The organism is Streptomyces ochraceiscleroticus (assembly GCF_000720485.1).
GTDB lineage: Bacteria > Actinomycetota > Actinomycetes > Streptomycetales > Streptomycetaceae > Streptomyces > Streptomyces ochraceiscleroticus.
This window is the reverse complement of the sequence record NZ_JOAX01000040.1, coordinates 1-17,323: the sequence shown is the minus strand read 5'-3', so window position 1 is coordinate 17,323 and position 17,323 is coordinate 1. Positions and strand designations below refer to the sequence as shown.

General features: G+C 69.4%; 18 protein-coding genes. 16 read left to right on the top strand and 2 right to left on the bottom strand.

What is annotated here, in order from left to right; all coding sequences use genetic code 11:
* Nucleotides 1-130: 130 nt before the first annotated feature.
* The 3 genes from IG84_RS0134325 (at nt 131) to IG84_RS0134315 (ending at nt 3,076) form a co-directional block, all read left to right on the top strand.
* The gene (locus IG84_RS0134325) at nt 131-487 is read left to right on the top strand and encodes a hypothetical protein (protein WP_031066348.1); all 357 of its coding nucleotides are present in this window, start codon (nt 131-133) and stop codon (nt 485-487) included.
* A gap of 109 nt (nt 488-596) precedes the next feature.
* On the top strand, nt 597-1,781 hold the full coding sequence (locus tag IG84_RS0134320) for a PLP-dependent cysteine synthase family protein (protein ID WP_078649783.1): 1,185 nt from the start codon (nt 597-599) through the stop codon (nt 1,779-1,781).
* Entirely contained in the window at nt 1,778-3,076 is a 1,299-nt protein-coding gene (locus IG84_RS0134315; protein WP_031066344.1) for an MDR family MFS transporter, read from the top strand. Before IG84_RS0134320 ends, IG84_RS0134315 begins: the two co-directional genes overlap by 4 nt.
* Before the next feature lie 119 nt (nt 3,077-3,195).
* Here IG84_RS0134315 and IG84_RS0134310 read toward each other — a convergent pair whose 3' ends face one another.
* A complete protein-coding gene (locus tag IG84_RS0134310; protein ID WP_031066342.1) occupies nt 3,196-3,603 on the bottom strand; it encodes a four-helix bundle copper-binding protein in 408 nt (135 codons plus the stop codon).
* 156 nt (nt 3,604-3,759) lie between these two features.
* Nucleotides 3,760-4,302 (bottom strand): DUF4396 domain-containing protein, encoded by a 543-nt coding sequence (locus tag IG84_RS0134305; RefSeq protein WP_031066340.1) that lies wholly within the window; start codon nt 4,300-4,302, stop codon nt 3,760-3,762.
* 266 nt (nt 4,303-4,568) lie between these two features.
* Here IG84_RS0134305 and IG84_RS41360 point away from each other — a divergent pair, with 266 nt between their 5' ends.
* The 13 genes from IG84_RS41360 to IG84_RS0134240 all read left to right on the top strand — a co-directional run.
* Entirely contained in the window at nt 4,569-4,766 is a 198-nt protein-coding gene (locus IG84_RS41360; RefSeq protein ID WP_157848991.1) for a hypothetical protein, read from the top strand.
* Nucleotides 4,767-4,927: 161 nt separating this feature from the next.
* Entirely contained in the window at nt 4,928-6,364 is a 1,437-nt protein-coding gene (locus tag IG84_RS0134295; RefSeq protein WP_031066337.1) for an MFS transporter, read from the top strand.
* A gap of 225 nt (nt 6,365-6,589) precedes the next feature.
* On the top strand, nt 6,590-7,687 hold the full coding sequence (locus IG84_RS0134290) for a trans-sulfuration enzyme family protein (RefSeq protein WP_245659704.1): 1,098 nt from the start codon (nt 6,590-6,592) through the stop codon (nt 7,685-7,687).
* A gap of 119 nt (nt 7,688-7,806) precedes the next feature.
* Nucleotides 7,807-8,304: a MaoC family dehydratase gene (locus IG84_RS0134285; RefSeq protein ID WP_031066331.1), complete on the top strand. Its 498-nt coding sequence runs from the start codon at nt 7,807-7,809 to the stop codon at nt 8,302-8,304.
* Nucleotides 8,305-8,394: 90 nt separating this feature from the next.
* Nucleotides 8,395-9,261, top strand: coding sequence for a class I SAM-dependent methyltransferase (locus tag IG84_RS0134280; RefSeq protein WP_051862790.1), 867 nt, complete (start codon nt 8,395-8,397; stop codon nt 9,259-9,261).
* The gene (locus IG84_RS0134275; protein ID WP_031066326.1) at nt 9,258-10,325 is read left to right on the top strand and encodes a class I SAM-dependent methyltransferase; all 1,068 of its coding nucleotides are present in this window, start codon (nt 9,258-9,260) and stop codon (nt 10,323-10,325) included. The genes IG84_RS0134280 and IG84_RS0134275 overlap by 4 nt, the downstream gene beginning before the upstream one ends.
* A 42-nt stretch (nt 10,326-10,367) precedes the next feature.
* Entirely contained in the window at nt 10,368-11,258 is an 891-nt protein-coding gene (locus tag IG84_RS0134270) for a diiron oxygenase (protein WP_031066323.1), read from the top strand.
* 52 nt (nt 11,259-11,310) lie between these two features.
* Nucleotides 11,311-12,177, top strand: a complete 867-nt coding sequence (locus tag IG84_RS0134265) for a class-II aminoacyl-tRNA synthetase family protein (protein WP_245659703.1) — start codon at nt 11,311-11,313, stop codon at nt 12,175-12,177.
* A 49-nt stretch (nt 12,178-12,226) separates the two neighbouring features.
* Nucleotides 12,227-12,595: a holo-ACP synthase gene (locus IG84_RS0134260; protein ID WP_031066317.1), complete on the top strand. Its 369-nt coding sequence runs from the start codon at nt 12,227-12,229 to the stop codon at nt 12,593-12,595.
* Between the two features lie 44 nt (nt 12,596-12,639).
* Entirely contained in the window at nt 12,640-12,894 is a 255-nt protein-coding gene (locus tag IG84_RS0134255) for a hypothetical protein (RefSeq protein WP_031066313.1), read from the top strand.
* A gap of 1 nt (nt 12,895) precedes the next feature.
* Nucleotides 12,896-14,116: a methionine adenosyltransferase gene (metK, locus tag IG84_RS0134250; protein ID WP_031066309.1), complete on the top strand. Its 1,221-nt coding sequence runs from the start codon at nt 12,896-12,898 to the stop codon at nt 14,114-14,116.
* 34 nt (nt 14,117-14,150) lie between these two features.
* On the top strand, nt 14,151-15,134 hold the full coding sequence (locus tag IG84_RS0134245) for a carbohydrate kinase family protein (RefSeq protein WP_031066304.1): 984 nt from the start codon (nt 14,151-14,153) through the stop codon (nt 15,132-15,134).
* On the top strand, nt 15,131-17,323 hold a 2,193-nt coding region (locus IG84_RS0134240; RefSeq protein WP_037801250.1), incomplete at its 3' end, for a homocysteine S-methyltransferase family protein. The genes IG84_RS0134245 and IG84_RS0134240, both read left to right, overlap by 4 nt.

Genomic DNA, 17,323 nt, shown 5'->3' with positions numbered 1-17,323 from the left:
TCCCGTTGATCCCTGCTCGTCGTGCCTCCGTTTCTGAGGAGGGCGACACCCGCGCGGAGGATGCGTGCCGCTTCACCCCTTTCATCAATCCCATTCCCGTAAAACGCCCTCATCGATGAGCTCGCTCTGGATGTTCCGCTTTGCGTGGGCCGTGCTGGGCGTACTTCTCCTCACCCTGCTGGGCTGCGGTGGGCTGCCGACGCACCTGGACGCTCATGCTTCCGTGCCGGTTGCCTCCGCCCCCTTGCCCGCGGCCGCCGTCGAGACCGTCGCGGTGCCCGATGGGTGTCTGCCCTTCCATGCCGACGCTGCGCTCCGTTCCGCGCAGCAACCGCCCGTGCGCGCGGAGCCGGCTGGGGTGGCGACGCTCGCGCTGACGGCAGGCACCGCCGGGCATCGGGTCGTCGACCGTTCCGCCGGTAAGAGAAGCCGGCTTCCCAGCGAGGGACGGACCGTGCTGGCCGCCCTCTGCCGGTGGCGCATATAGACGCCGCCGTTGCGGTCGGCCAGCGGCCGGCCTGCCGCGTGCCACGCCTGCCCGGGTGGCGCGCGAGATGAGCGTCCGACCCATCGCCAGTACGAACGAGAGCGAAACTATGCACTCTCCGACCAAGAGCCACACAGCAACGTTCAACCACCCGCTGACCGCTACCGAGGGCAACGCCTTCAGCCCCGCTGACTCGTCCCTCCGCGGGCTGGTCGGCGACACTCCGGTCCTGCGGGTGTCCCGACCTTTCACCACCTCCCCGGACCGCGGCTTCTGGGCCAAGCTGGAGGGCTTCAATCCCGGTGGCATCAAGGACCGCCCCGGGCTGCACATGGTGGAACGCGCCCGGGCCCGCGGTGACCTGCTCCCCGGCGCGCCAATCGTCGAGTCGACCAGCGGCACTCTCGGCCTCGGCCTCGCCCTGGCCGGGATGGTGCACGGCCACCCCGTCACCCTCGTCACCGACCCGGGCCTCGAACCGTCCATGACGCGGCTGCTGACCGCATACGGTGCGACCGTCGACATGGTGCCCGCGCCGCACCCCACCGGTGGCTGGCAGCAGGCCCGCCGCGACCGCGTCGCCGAATTGCTGGCCCGGCAGCCGGACGCCTGGTGCCCTGACCAGTACGGCAATCCGGACAACGTCGCCGCCTACACCCCGCTCGCCCTGGAGCTCGCCTCGCAGCTCGGCCACATCGACGTACTGGTCTGCAGCGTGGGCACCGGCGGACACTCCGCGGGCGTATCGCGCGTCCTGCGGCAGCTCTACCCCGGTATGCGCCTGGTCGGCGTGGACACCATCGGCTCGACCATCTTCGGCCAGCCCGCACGCACCCGGCTGATGCGCGGCCTCGGGTCGAGCATCTATCCCCGGAACGTCGCCTACGAGAACTTCAGCGAGGTGCACTGGGTCGCTCCCGCCGAATCGGTCTGGGCGTGCCGGCAGCTGGCGTCCTCGCATTACGCGACGGGCGGCTGGAGTGTCGGCGCGGTCGCACTGGTGGCGGGCTGGCTGGCCCGTACCCTGCCTCGGGACACCCGCATTGCGGCGATCTTCCCCGACGGCCCGCAGCGCTACCTGGAGACCGTCTACAACGACGAATACTGTGGGGAACGCGGCCTGTTGGGCGCTGCCCCCGCACCGGAGCCGGAGCTGATCGGCCGGGCGGACGAGAAAGAAGTCACCCGCTGGACCCGCTGCACCTCTGTCGCCGACCCGCTCACCTGGCTGGCCCGGGCCGGCGAGGCCACGAATGACGCCGTCGTCGACAACGCAGTGGGTGAGGCGCGATGAAGAGCACGATCGCGCAGGTCCGCTCCTACGACCGCAGCGTCCAACTGCTGATGGTGAACCAGTTCACCATCAACCTCGGCTTCTACATGCTGATGCCGTACCTGGCCGCCCATCTCTCCGGCACGCTCGGGCTCGCCGGCTGGCTGGTCGGCTTCATCCTGGGGGTACGGAACTTCAGCCAGCAGGGCATGTTCCTCATCGGTGGGACGCTCGCCGATCGCCTCGGGTACAAGCCGCTGATCATCGCCGGGTGCGTGCTGCGGACCGTCGGGTTCGCCGCCATCGGGCTGGTGGACTCGGTGCCCGCACTGCTCGTCGCCTCCGCGGCCACCGGGTTCGCGGGCGCGCTGTTCAACCCCGCCGTACGTGCCTACCTGGCCGCCGACGCGGGGGAGCGCCGGGTCGAGGCGTTCGCGCTCTTCAACGTCTTCTACCAGGCCGGCATCCTGCTCGGCCCCATGGTGGGCATGCTGCTGACCGGGCTCAACTTCCGGGTCACGTGCCTGGTCTCGGCAGCCATCTTCGCCGTGTTGAGCGCGGTTCAGATCCGCGCGCTCCCCGCGCGCCGGGCGAACGACGCACCGCAGGGCTCCGGGCAGCAGCAGGAGCGCGTGCTGTCGCAGTGGCGCACGGTGGTGGCCAACCGGGCGTTCCTGCTGTTCTCCACCGCCATGATCGGGTCGTACGTGCTCTCCTTCCAGGTCTACCTGGCTCTCCCGCTGGAGGTCCGGCGCGTGGGTGGCGACGGTGAGTTCGGTACGGCCGCGGTCGCGGTGATGTTCGCCGTGTCGGGGCTCTCCACCATCGTCGGGCAGACCCGGGTGACGGCCTGGTGCAAGGAACGGCTGGAGCCCGGCCGCGCATTGGCGTGGGGTCTGCTGACCATGGGCGCGGCCTTCGTGCCGCTGCTCGCCGCCTCGGCGCTGCCCGTACCGGCCGGCGGTCTCGGGCTGTGGCTTCTGGCCGCGGTGCCACCGACCCTGGCCGCGCTGCTGCTCGCCCTGGGCACGATGATCGCGTACCCCTTCGAGATGGACACCATCGTCCGCCTCTCGGGCGACCGCCTGGTCGCGACCCACTACGGGCTCTACAACACCATCTGCGGCATCGGTATCACCTTGGGCAATCTGCTCACGGGCGCGGCGCTCGACGCCGCCCGCGCGGCCGGCGTGTCCGCACTGCCCTGGCTCGTGCTCTCCGCCCTCGGTCTCGGCTGTGCGGCTGCCCTGTACGGGCTCCAGCGGTCCGGCCACCTGACCCGGCCGGAGGCTGTGCCGCAACCCGTCGTCGCCTGACCGATCCCGTCACCGTGGGGCGAGCGGACTCCGAGCAGTCCGCTCGCCCCACCCTCCAACTGCGCGCACGTCGGTGATCTCTCCAGCGTGCAGAACGTGGCCCGGCGGCCAACAGCGGATCAGCCGAGGGCCTGGAGGAGGTCGTTGCATGCCTGTTCGCAGGACCGGCAGGCTTCGGCGCACAGGCGGCAGTGCTCGTGCATGTCAGCGTGTGACGAGCATTCGTCGGCGCATGCCTTGCAGGCGGTTGCACATGCCTGGAGAAGCGCGCGGGTGATGTTGGCGTCGTAGCCTGTGTGGCGGGACAGAACGGCGGCTGTGGCGTTGCAGATGTCGGCGCAGTCCATGTCGGTGCGGATGCACTTGGTGAGATCCCCGACCATGCCTTCGGACAGGCAGGCATCGGCGCAGGCAGTACACGCCTGTGCGCAAGCGATGCATTCCTCGATGCAGTTGGTGAGTTTCTCCCGGTCGACGCCGCCGAGGTCGGCCGGGTAGGTGGCGAGCATGTCCTTGACCTTGGCCATCACAGATCGCATCCTTCGCTGCCGGAGGCCGGCGGGCCGGGCGGCCATGCCTCTTCCACCCCCGGCCCTTGGCGGGTTGACCGTGGCGCGGCGAAGCAAACGCCCCCGGGGTGCTCCCGTCGATGCGGGACGCCCCGGGGACGTGGCTGCTCGGTTTCAGTGGTAGGCGTGGACGACGGCGTGGCCCTTACCGCGGCCGATCATCCACTTGTTCACGGGTGTCGTGATCGCGAATGCCACGGCGAACCCGCCGAGGAGCGCCGACCAGAACAGCCCGTCCGACAGGTGGGCGTCCATCGCTCCCGGAACCAGGGCGATGATGCCGTTGTCGACCAGTTCCATCACGGCGATGGAAACGGTGTCGGCGGCCAGCGCCACCTTGACGGCGCTCTTGAAGTCCAGGCCGGCCCGGCGGACCGCGAACAGCGTGAACGAGTAGCCGAAGAGGAACGCCAGCGCGATCGCCAGGACCATGGTCGGCACGTTGCCCCACATCAGGGCGGTGCCGATGACCATGCCGAGGATCTCGCCGATGGCGCACCCGGTCAGGCAGTGCAACGTTGCCTTCGCGGCCATCGCCCAGGAGGCTCCGCCGTGCGTGTGCTCGCCGCGGTGGGTGGCGTGGCCGGCGTGTCCGTGGTGGCCCTCGTGGGAGACGTGGTCGTGCGCGGTGCCGGTGTGGTGAGCGCTGTGTCCCATGACCTTCATCCCCATTCTCGTCCGCTACGGTCCCGCTTCCGAGCCGGCCGCACCATGACTGTATACCCCCCTAGGGTATATTGCCAGGGGTGTCGACGAGGAGGAGTGGCCCAGGGGTGGGTAGACGTCGATGCATTCCTGTCACTGTCCGGCTTCCTCTGGCGGCATACCCCACGGGGGTATATGGTTCGAGCGACGTGCGGAGTGACGCGTGCGCGTTGTCTCCATGTTGTCGCGTGTGACGTGCCAGTGAGGGGGTGGAATGGATGTCTCGCAACGGCCGAGTGGGCATGCCCGTCCGTGTGTGGCGGCTGGCGCGCCGGGCCGCGGATGATCCCGTGGTGCGGATGCTCGCCGTGGCGCTCCTTCAGGTCGCTGCTGCGCGGATCGAGCAGTCGGGCGGCCCGGCGTCCGCGCGGCGCGGCTGCGGCGAAGGGGTCTGCAAAGCAGGTCAGTTGACCTGACCCCGATCGCTCCTGATGAAAAGGCTGCTGATACCCCTAGGGGGTATCAGCAGCCTTTTCGCTTTGCGGCCGCCTCTAGGGTTTCGTTACCCCCAGGGGGTATGCTACGTTCCTCGCCGCAAGTACCCCCCAGGGGTATACGACGAGAAAAGGGTGGCGCCATGTCTGCCGTCAATCCGCGGCGCTGGTGGGCACTTGCTGTGCTCGCGGCCGCACAGTTCATGGTCATCATGGACACGTCCATCATTGGAGTGGCGCTGCCCGAGATGCAGCGCGACCTCGGGTTCTCCCAGGGCGACCTGCAGTGGGTGTTCAACGCCTACGTCATCGCCTTCGGCGGTCTGCTGCTGCTCGGCGGCCGGCTCTCCGACCTGCTGGGTGCCCGCAAGGTCTTCGTCAGCGGCTGGGCGGTGCTGATCGCCGGCTCCGTCGTCGCGGCCGCCGCTTCCACGGCCTGGGTCGAGGTCGTGGGCCGTGCGGTGCAGGGCGTCGGCGGTGCGCTGATCGCCCCCGCGTCCATGACCCTGCTGATGATGCTCTTCGGGCACAACCCGAAGGAGCTGGGCAAGGCGATGGCCTTCTACGGAGCCGCGGCCCCGGCCGGTGGTACCGCGGGCGTCTTCCTCGGCGGTGTCTTCACCGAATGGGCAAGCTGGCCCTGGGTGTTCATCATCTACATCCCGATCGGCATCGCCACCCTCGCCGCCACCGGACTGCTGCCCGCGGTCGCGGGGAAGCGGGGCTCCGTGGACCTGCTCGGTGCCATCGCCGTCACCGCGGGCCTGGCGCTCGCCGTGTTCGCCGTGGTCCGTGCTCCGGAGGTCGGCTGGGGCACCACGGAGACGGTGCTCGAACTCGTCGGCGCCGCGGTGCTGATCGGTCTGTTCCTGGTGATCCAGCGTTCCGTCAAGGCGCCGCTGATGCCGCTGGGTGTGTGGCGTACTCCGGGCCTGGCGTCCTCGAACCTTTCGATGGCACTGCTCGGCGCGGCCTGGATCCCGATGTGGTACTTCCTCAACCTCTACCTCCAGCAGGTCCTGGGCTACGGCGCGTTCGCCAGTGGCGCGGCGCTGCTGCCCATGACCGTCCTGCTCATGATCTTCATGACGATGATCACCGCCAAGCTGCTGGGCAAGTTCGGTCCCAAGCCGCTGATCGCGGGTGGTCTGTTCGTCCTGGCGGCCGGCCTGGTGTGGCTCTCGGCCGTCGAGCCGACCGGCACCTTCGTCGTGGATGTCCTGCCGGCCTCGCTGGTCGCGGCGCTCGGCATGTCGTTGGCGTACATCCCGGCCATGATGGCGGCGATGTCCGGCGTGCCGCAGGAGCAGGCGGGCCTGGCCTCCGGCATCGTCAACACCACCTACCAGGTGGGTTCCGCGCTCGGCCTGGCAGCGCTCACCGCGCTCGCCACCTCGCAGGGGGCCGGCAAGCTCGGCGACCTGCCCGCGCTGACCAACGGCTTCAGCTCCGCCTTCATCGGGGCCGCGGGCGTCGCGGCCGTGGGCGGCCTGCTCACGCTGGTGTTCATGCGCGGACGCGCGCCCCAGGCCGAGGCGCAGCAGAGCAGCGCGCCGACGGGCGAGAAGGCCGTCGCGTAGCCGTACGGCCGGCAGTCAATCCGGGGTCGTGCAGTGCCCGAACGGGGGCGCGGCACGGCCCCGTTGCTGTAGTCACCCAGCCACCCGACCAGCTCACGCAGGAAGGAAAACGCAATGGCGGAGGAGCGAGGAACCGAGATGCTGCACTTGCAGACCCGTGCGGTCCACGTTACGGCCGAAGCGGTGGGGCTCGCCTCGGGCGGCGGAAGGCCGCTGAGTACGCCTATGGTGAGATCGTCGGCGTTCGCGTACGACAGTGCCGACGCGCTCGCCGCGGCGATGGCCACTCCCGACGGGGATTTCGTGTACAGCCGGCGCGGCAACCCCACCGTGCGCACGCTGGAACGCGTCATGGCCGGCCTTGAAGGCGGCGCCCGGGCGCTGGCGGCCGCATCCGGCATGGGGGCCATCAGCAGCACCTTGCTGGCCCTGTTGCGCCCGGGTGACCACGTACTGGTGCAGAGCTGCCTGTACGGCGGTACGTACGCGGTGCTGTCCGACCTCGCCGAGCGGTTCGGCATCGAGGTGGAGCGGATATCCGGCGACGGCGCGGGGGAGTTGTCGGCGCGCTTGCGCCCGGCCACCCGGCTCCTGTTGCTGGAGACGCTGGCGAATCCGACCGGTGAAGTACCAGACCTGTCAGGACTGTTGGGTGTGGCGCGGCGGGCCGGTGTCGTGAGCTTGGTCGACAACTCCCTCGCGTCGCCTGCCCTGTGCCGGCCGATCGAGTTCGGTGCGGACATCGTGGTCCACTCCACGACCAAGTACCTGGGCGGGCACTCGGATGTGATCGGGGGAGTCGCGGTCTTCGCGGACGCGGAGCTGTACGAACAGGTCTGGCGGCGCGCGGTCGAACTCGGTGCCACCGCCGATCCGTTCGCGGCCTGGCTGACCCTGCGCGGTATCCAGACCCTGCCACTGCGGATGCGCCAGCATTGCCGTAACGCGGCCTTCCTCGCCGCCCGGCTGGAGCTGCATCCGGCGGTGAAGCAGGTCTACTGGCCGGGGCTTGCCACGCACCCCTCGCACGAGCGCGCCCGCCGGTTCCTCTCCGGCTTCGGCGCGATGGTCTCCTTCGAGCCGGCCGGCGGACGGGACGCCGGCCGCGCCTTCGCCGAGCGGCTGCGGATCGCCCAACTCGCCCTGTCCTTGGGTGGTGTGGAGACGCTGGTGACCCACCCGGCCAGTACTTCGCACCGGGAGCTCGACGACCGGGCGCTGCAGGCCGCGGGAGTGAGTGCCGGGATGGTGCGGATGGCGGTGGGCATCGAGCACCCCGAAGACCTGTGGAACGACATCGAGCAGGCGCTCCCCAGCGCTTAGCGCTTTGTGGATCCATAGATTTGGATTGACAAAATAAACGGCTGGATCGTAAGTTGTGGTGTGCCAAGGGCTGTTGAGTCCTAAAGACTGTCGAGTCTTGACGAGGGGATGGCACGCGCATGCGTTACTTCGAGGACTTCCGCGCCGGTGACGTTCACGAGCTGGGGACGGTCACCGTGACCGAGGAGGAGGTGCTGGAGTTCGCCGCGCGCTTCGATCCGCAGCCGTTCCACACCGACCGGGAGGCCGCCGCGCACAGCCCGTTCGGCGGGCTGATCGCCAGCGGATTCCACACCGCCGCGATGTTCATGCGGTGCTACGTGGACGGCCTGCTCGCCTCCAGCGACGGGCTGGGCTCACCCGGTATCGACGAGGTCCGCTTCCTCCGGCCCGTGCGACCGGGGGACGTCCTCACCGCCCGGATGGAGATCCTCGGCGCCCGCCCGTCCCTCGGCAACCCCGCCACCGGCATCGTGCAGTCCAAGTGCTCGCTGGTGGCCGCAGACGGGACGGTCGTGTTCAGCATGGTCCTGCACAGCATCTTCCGGCGCCGCTCCGCCGCCCTGCCCCCGTCGAAGACGGCGGCGGAGGACCCGGTGCCCTGCGTGCGCGGCTGAAAGCCGGACACGACCGTCCACTCCACCAGTGCCGGCGGCCCCGAGTCCCGTCCGGGACCGGCCGGCTCTCAACCGAAGGGGGACCCTCCTGTGGAGGCCGTATCCCGCACAGCACAGTGGACCGCCGCCGCCCGAGCCCTCGAATCCGAGCGCCCGGACCGGCTGTTCAACGACTCCTACGCACGTACCGTCGCCGCCGACATCGGCTTCGAGCTGCTCGAACGGTACGCGGGCGCCGGCACGGTGCCCTTCCTGGCCATCCGTACCCAGTACCTCGACCGGGCCATCACGCGGACCGTCGCCGAGGGCGGCATCCGGCAGGTCGTCTTCATCGCCGCCGGCATGGACACCCGCTTCTACCGGCTGCCCTGGCCGGACGGCGTCACGGTCTACGAGCTGGACCGGCCCGCGCTGCTCGACGCCAAGGCGCGGATGCTCGCCGACGAGCCGCAGCCGGCCGGCCGCACCCGGCACCCCGTCGCCGTCGACCTCACCGAGGAGTGGACCGGGGCGCTGAAGGAGGCCGGCTGGCAGAGCGAGCGGCCCACCCTGTGGGTCGTCGAGGGCCTGCTCTTCTTCCTCCCCGAGGACGCCGTACGCACTCTCCTCGCAACCCTCGCCGACGTCAGCGCACCGGACTCCGTCCTGGCCGGTGATGTCATCAGCCGGGCCGCCCTGGAGAACCCGCTGTCCCGGCCGTTCCTGAAGGCGCTGGCCGACGACGGCAACCCCTGGCTCTTCGGTACGGAGGAGCCCGAGCAGCTGCTGCTGGACAGCGGATGGTCGCCGCGCGAGGTCAAGCAGCCCGGTGACGAGGGCGCCGACTTCGGCCGCTGGCCCTACACGGTGCCGCCGCGCAGCGTGCCCCGCGTACCCCGGTCCTTCCTGTTCACCTGCGACCTGCGATCCGCGACCCGGCGAGGAACGCAGCACACGGATGAGGAGCCCAGATCATGAGTGCCGTTCTGCAAGGTGTCACCACCGAAGAGTTCCACCAGCGCGTCATCACGGACGCGGCCGCCGCCGTACGCGGCCTCACCGTCGCCCTCGGCGAGCGCCTGGGCCTGTACCGCGCCCTCGCCGAACACGGCCCGCTCACCCCCGACGAGCTCGCCGAGCGCACCGGCATCAGCCCGCGCTACGCCGAGGAATGGCTGCACGCCCAGCTCAGCGCCGACTACGTCGAGCGCCACCCCAGCTCCGACCGCTACACCCTGCCCGCCGCACACGCCCCGGTCCTCGCCGACCGCGCCGCGGTCACGTACACGGCCGGCTTCTTCACCGCGCTCAAGGCCCTGTACGCGACCGAGGACCTGCTCGTGGACGCGTACCGCACCGGCGAGGGCGTCGGCTGGGCCGAGCACGACCCGGCGCTGGACACCGGCATGGGCAGCTTCTTCCAGCCCGCGTACGAGCACCGGCTGATCCCCGAGTGGCTGCCCGCACTCGACGGGGTGACGGACAAGCTGCGTAACGGTGGCCGGGTCGCCGACGTCGGCTGCGGCGTCGGGCACACCACCCTGCTCATCGCCAAGGCGTTCCCCGAGGCCACCGTGCACGGCTACGACTACTCCGAAGAGGCGATCACCATCGCCCGCCAGCTCGCCGACGACGCGGGGCTGAGCGACCGGGTGGTCTTCGATACCGCCTCGGCCGACGACTACCCGGGACGCGACTACGACCTGGTGACGTTCTTCAACTGCCTGCACGACATGGGCGACCCGGAAGGGGCCGCGTCGCACGTCCGCAGCACCCTGAAGCCGGACGGCACGTGGATGCTGGTGGAAACCAACGCCTCCGCCGATGACGTCACCGGGCACGGCACGCCCGCCGCCCGGATGTTCATGAGCCTGTCCGCCGTGATGTGCCTGCCGGTCGCCGTCGCCCAGCGCGGCCCGTACGCCCTCGGCAACCACTCCGGTGAGACGGCCTTCCAGCAGATCGCCAAGGCCGGCGGCTTCTCCCGCTGGCGCCGCGCCACCGAGACGCCCGTCAACGCGGTCTACGAAGCCCGTCCCTGACCCGCCCCGTCACACCGGACCACCTGTACTGGAGGGACGACCATGGCCGCCCCGGCCCTGCCCATCACCGACCGCTTCCAGGAAGTACTGGAACGGCTCTCGACCAAGTCCATCGAGGACTACTACAACCCGTACCAGCAGTTCGACTGGCCCGACCGGCTCGACGAGGACCGGATGTGGATGAGCCCCGAACTGCTCACCCCGTACGGCACCCCGCTCTTCGACCAGCTCGGCGAGGACACCCTGCGCCGGCTGTCGAAGTGGGAGAGCATCAACTTCTACAGCCTCAACGTGCACGGCATCCGTGAACTGCTCATCGAGGTCGTCAACCGCATCCACATGCCGGGATTCGAGATCCCCTCGGACTTCTTCCACCACTTCATCGGTGAGGAGAACGAACACATGTGGTTCTTCGCCGAGTTCTGCCGCCGCTACGGCGACAAGATCTACTCTTCCACGGCGATGCGGGCCACCTCCGACTGGGAGCCGGAGGTCGAGAACTTCCTGGTCTTCGCCCGGATCCTGTTCTTCGAAGAGCTCGTGGACTTCTACAACACGCACATGGCGCAGGACGCGTCGCTGTGCGACACGATCCGGCAGGTCAACCGGCTCCACCACCAGGACGAGTCCCGGCACATCGCCTTCGGACGTGAGCTGGTCTCCCTGCTGCACACCCGGATGCGCGAGACGATCAGCGAGGAGCGGCACGTCGAGGTCGAGGCGTACCTCAAGCGGTACGTCGTCTTCAGCATCAACTCGCTCTACAACCCGCACGTCTACCGCGACGCCGGCGTCGCCGACCCGCTCGCCCTGCGCAACGCCCTGCTCGCCGACGACCGTCGCCGCACCATCGAGCGCAAGTCGGTCCGCAAGCCGCTCGCGTTCTTCCTGAAGACCGGGATCTTCACGGACGACGTGCTGCCCGTCATCTGACCCGGCCCGCCGTCCTGCCTCCGTCGCGATCCACGCCCCAAGTGAGGTACGTATGTCCACACCCACCGAGGTACGAATGCCCCCACCCACCGACCACCGAGCCGGACTGCCCACCCTGGGTGCGGAAGGCACCGCACTGCTGCGGCTGCTCGACGACACCTTCGAGGGCTGGGGCCACGCCGCGGGGGCCACCTCCATGACAGCGCCCCCGCTGCTCCCCACGCAGGACCTGGCCCGCCTCGACTACTACGAGAACTTCCCCCACCAGGCCGTTGTGGTCTCCCCGCTCAATCTGGAGAGCGCCCAGGGCGGCTCCGGGCTCTGTCAGGAGACCGGCTGCTTTCCCTGTGACGCCCTGCAGCCGGCCTCGCTCGGGCTGCCCTCGGCCTCCTGTTACGGCGTCTACCTCAGTCACGAGGGCCGGCAGCTGGAGTCCGACACCCTGGTGACCGTGGTCGGCTGGTGCTTCCGCAAGGAGGAGAAGTACGAGGGGCTGCGCCGCCAACTCGGCTTCCGTATGCGGGAGATCGTCGCACTGGGCGGCCAGGAGCACGCCGAGCAGCACCTCGCCACCTTCAGCGACAGGATCACCGCATTCGCCGAGGCCCTCGATCTGCCACTGCGCAAGGAAGCCGCCTGCGACCCGTTCTTCGACAAGGGCAGCTCGAAGGCCGTGCTGCAGCGTCTCGTCCCCGTCAAGCACGAGTTCCTCTTCGAGGACCTCGCCATCGCCTCTGTCAACACCCACCGCAACTTCTTCGGCGACCGGTGCGACATCTCGCTCGCGCAGAGCGGGGGCCCGGCCTTCACCAGCTGCGTGGCCTTCGGGCTGGAACGCTGGCTGTCGGCACTGACCCGCCGGTACGGCGACTGGGACGCGGCGGCCGACGCGGTCCTGCGGGCCAGGTCGGCGCTCTGACGTGCCGGCCCAACCCGCCCCCAGTGGCCCGGGCTGGGCACATCTCGGCATGGACATCGTGTCCGTCACCCGTGTCCGGCGCCTCCTCGACGAGCACGGCGAGGAGTTCTTCACCCGCATGCTGGTCCCCAGTGAGCTGGCCGACTGCCGCACATCCACCGGGCTGGATGTGCTCAGCCTCTGCGGACGCATCGCCGCCAAGGAAGCCGCCTTCAAGACCCTGCGGGTCCGCAACCGCTTCCTGCCCTGGCTGGACATCGTGGTGCAGCGCGCCGACGGCGGCTGGCCGCTCGTCGACCTGCGCGGCTCGGCAGGCCGGATGGCCGCCGCCTCCGGCATCTCGCAGATCACGGTGAGCATCAGCCACGACGTCGACTACGCGGTCGCGGTGGCCGCACCCATCCTCACCGAACGCTGAAACGCCCCTCCTGACAGGCTTCTGAGACATTAGGGAGTAACCCCATGACCAACCCCGTGACCGACGGAATCGACCAGGTCAAGACGTGGATCGTCAAGCGCCACCCGGACCGCCAGGACATCGCCGGTGACCTCGACCTCATCGAGAACCGTCTCATCGACTCGCTGTCCTTCGTGGAGTTCGTCTTCCTCCTGGAGCAGGTGAGCGGCCGGTCCATCGACATGGACACCCTGGAGGTCGACTCGATCCGCACCCTGGACGCCATCGAGCAGCACTTCTTCACGGCCCGGGTGAGCTGACATGAGCCTGCGCCTCTTCACCTCGGAGTCGGTGACCGAGGGACACCCCGACAAGATCGCCGACCGGATCAGCGACTCCATTCTCGACGCGCTCCTGAAGGAGGACCCCTCCTCCCGCGTCGCCGTCGAGACCCTGATCACCACCGGCCAGGTCCACGTGGCCGGTGAGGTCACCACGAAGGCGTACGCGCCGATCGCCCAGCTCGTCCGGGACACCGTCCTCGCCATCGGTTACGACTCGTCGGCCAAGGGCTTCGACGGCGCCTCGTGCGGCGTGTCGGTGTCCATCGGTGCCCAGTCGCCGGACATCGCCCAGGGCGTGGACACCGCGTACGAGCAGCGCATCGGCAAGGGACCGGGCACGAGCGACGAACTCGACCGGCAGGGCGCCGGCGACCAGGGCCTGATGTTCGGTTACGCCTGCGATGACACGCCCGAACTCATGCCGCTGCCGATCACCCTCGCCCACCGGCTCTCCGCCCGCCTCACGGACGTCCGCAGGAACGGGACCGTCCCGTACCTGCGCCCGGACGGAAAGACCCAGGTCACCATCGAGTACGACGGGGACCGGGCGGTCCGCCTCGACACCGTGGTCGTCTCCTCCCAGCACGCCGCCGACATCAGCATCGACGGCCTCCTCGCGCCCGACATCCGCGAACACGTCGTCGAGCCGGAGCTTGCAGCGCTCGCCAAGGCCGGCATCAAGCTGGAGACGGAGGGGTACCGGCTGCTGGTCAACCCCACAGGGCGGTTCGAGGTCGGCGGCCCGATGGGGGACGCGGGCCTGACCGGCCGCAAGATCATTATCGATACGTACGGGGGGATGGCCCGGCACGGCGGTGGCGCCTTCTCCGGCAAGGACCCCTCCAAGGTCGACCGCTCCGCCGCGTACGCCATGCGGTGGGTCGCCAAGAACGTCGTCGCGGCCGGCCTCGCCGCCCGCTGCGAGGTCCAGGTCGCCTACGCCATCGGGAAGGCCGAGCCGGTCGGCCTCTTCGTCGAGACCTTCGGCACCGCCACCGTCGATCCCACCCGGATCGAGGAGGCCATCAGCGAGGTCTTCGACCTCCGCCCGGCCGCGATCATCCGCGACCTGGACCTGCTCCGCCCGATCTACGCCCGGACCGCGGCGTACGGCCACTTCGGCCGCGAACTCCCGGAATTCACCTGGGAGCGGACCGACCGCGCCGCGAAGCTGCGCACCGCGGCGGGCTGCCAGTAGGCAGCAGGAAACCGAAGCGAGAAAGGAGCACATCGTGCGGACAGTCGTGACCGGTTCCATTGCCACCGACCATCTGCTGACCTTCCCCGGAAGCTTCGCCGATCAGCTCATTGCCGACCAGCTGGACCGGGTCTCACTGTCCTTCCTCGCCGACCGGCTCGACATCCGCCGCGGGGGAGTGGCAGCCAACATCTGCTACGGACTGGGCCTGCTCGGACTGCGCCCCGTCCTGGTCGGCGCAGCGGGCACCGACTTCGAGCCGTACCGGGTCCACCTCAAGGAGCACGGGGTCGACACCGACTCGGTGCACATCAGCGCCGATCTGCACACGGCCAGGTTCGTCTGCACGACCGACCGCAGACAGAACCAGATCGCCACCTTCTACGCGGGAGCGATGGCCGAAGCCCGCACCATCGACCTGTGCGACGTGGTCGCACGGGTCGGCCGCCTCGCCCTGGTCGTCATCTCCCCCGACGACCCGGAGGCGATGCTCCGCCACACGGCAGCCTGCCGGCAGCACGACATCCCCTTCGCAGCCGACCCCTCGCAGCAGCTCGCCAGGCTGAACCGCGCAGAGGTCCGGCAGCTCGTCGAGGGCGCCCGCTGGCTGTTCAGCAACGAGTACGAAGCGGCCCTGCTGCAGGAACGCGCCGGCTGGACAGCAGATCAGATCCGCGCCCGTGTGGGCTGCTGGATCACCACCCTCGGCGAGGACGGAGTACGCCTGCAGAGTGCGGACCGCGCGCCGGTCGTGATACCGGCCGTGCCGGTCGAAGGCGTCGTCGACCCGACCGGTGTCGGCGATGCCTTCCGGGCCGGCTTCGTCGCCGCGGCGACCCGGGGCGTCCCCCTCGCCGACGCCGCCCGGCTGGGCTGCGCCATCGCCGCCACGGCCCTCGACTACATCGGCACCCAGGAGTACCGCCTCTACCGCGACCCGCTCCTGGCCCGGCTCCGCAACGCGTACGGCATCGCCGTACCCGCCCGGATCCTGCCCCACCTGAGGGAGCTGACGTGACCACCACATCTCGACGGGTGGCGGAACTTCGCCAGGCCCTCGCCTCGCGCGTCGTGGTCGCCGACGGAGCCATGGGCACCATGCTCCAGGCGCAGGACCCGACCATGGACGACTTCCAGCAGCTGGAAGGCTGCAACGAGATCCTCAACATCACCCGCCCGGACATCGTGCGCTCCGTGCACGAGGCGTACTTCGCGGTCGGTGTGGACTGCGTGGAGACCAACACCTTCGGGGCCAACTTCGCGGCGCTGGCGGAGTACGACATCCCGGAGCGGGTGTACGAGCTGTCGGAGGCCGGGGCGCGTATCGCGCGGGAGGCGGCGGACGAGTTCACCGCCGCCACTGGGCAGCAGCGTTGGGTTCTGGGATCGATGGGGCCGGGCACCAAGCTGCCGACGTTGGGCCATGTTGCGTACGTGCCGTTGCGCGATGCGTACCAGCGGAACGCCGAGGGACTGGTCGCCGGCGATGCGGACGCGCTGCTGGTGGAGACCACGCAGGACCTGCTGCAGACGAAGGCGGCGGTGCTGGGGGCGCGGCGGGCGCTGGATGCCATGGGCGTCAGTCTGCCGGTCATCTGCTCGGTGACGGTGGAGACGACCGGCACGATGCTGCTGGGCTCCGAGATCGGTGCGGCGGTGACGGCGCTGGAGCCGCTGGGCATCGACATGATCGGCCTGAACTGTGCCACCGGCCCGGCCGAGATGAGCGAGCATCTGCGTTATCTGGCCCGTCATGCCCGGGTGCCGATCTCGTGCATGCCCAACGCCGGGTTGCCGATGCTGGGCAAGGACGGCGCGCACTACCCGCTGACGCCCGGTGAGCTGGCCGACGCGCAGGAGACCTTTGTACGGACGTACGGGGTGTCGCTGGTCGGGGGCTGCTGCGGTACGACGCCGGAGCATCTGCGGGAAATCGTTCAGCGAGTCCGGGCGCTGGCTCCCGCCGTGCGCGAGTCGCACCCGGAGCCGGGTGCGGCCTCGCTCTACCAGACCGTCCCGTTCCGCCAGGACACCTCGTACCTGGCGATCGGTGAGCGGACGAACGCCAACGGTTCGAAGAAGTTCCGCGAGGCGATGCTGGAGGGCCGCTGGGACGACTGTGTGGAGATGGCCCGGGACCAGATCCGTGAGGGCGCGCACATGCTCGACCTGTGCGTGGACTACGTCGGCCGGGACGGCGTGGCGGACATGGAGGAGCTGGCGGGCCGCTTCGCCACCGCCTCGACCCTGCCGATCGTGCTGGACTCCACCGAGGTCGATGTGATCCGGGCGGGGTTGGAGAAGCTCGGCGGCCGCGCGGTCATCAACTCCGTCAACTATGAGGACGGCGACGGGCCCGCATCCCGTTTCGCGCAGGTCACAGAGCTGGCGGTCGAACACGGCGCGGCCCTCATCGCGCTGACCATCGACGAGGAGGGCCAGGCCAGGACGCGGGAGAAGAAGGTCGAGATCGCCGAGCGGCTCATCGTCGATCTGACGGGGAAGTGGGGCGTGCGGGAGTCGGACATCCTCGTCGACTGTCTGACCTTCACTGTCTGCACCGGTCAGGAGGAGTCCCGGCGGGACGGTATCGCGACGATCGAGGCGATCCGGGAGCTGAAGCGGCGCCATCCGGACGTGCAGACCACGCTGGGCCTGTCCAACATTTCCTTCGGCCTGAACCCGGCCGCGCGCATCGTGCTGAACTCGGTCTTCCTCGATGAGTGTGTCAAGGCGGGCCTGGACTCGGCGATCGTGCACGTGTCCAAGATCCTGCCGATCGCGCGACTGGAGGAGGAGCAGGTCAAGGTTGCCCTGGACCTGATCTACGACCGTCGCGAAGAGGGTTACGACCCGCTGCAGAAGCTCCTCGAACTCTTCGAGGGCGCCACCGCCAAGTCCCTGAAGGCCGGCAAGGCTGAGGAGCTGGCCGCGCTGCCGCTGGACGAGCGCCTGCAGCGCCGCATCATCGACGGAGAACGCAACGGCCTTGAAGTCGATCTCGATGCCGCGCTCGAAGACCGGCGGGCGTTGGACATCGTCAATGACACCCTGCTGGCGGGTATGAAGGTGGTCGGTGAGCTGTTCGGTTCCGGCCGGATGCAGCTGCCGTTCGTGCTCCAGTCCGCCGAGGTCATGAAGACCGCGGTGGCCTACCTGGAGCCGCACATGGAGAAGGTCGAGGGCGACGAGGGCAAGGGCACCATC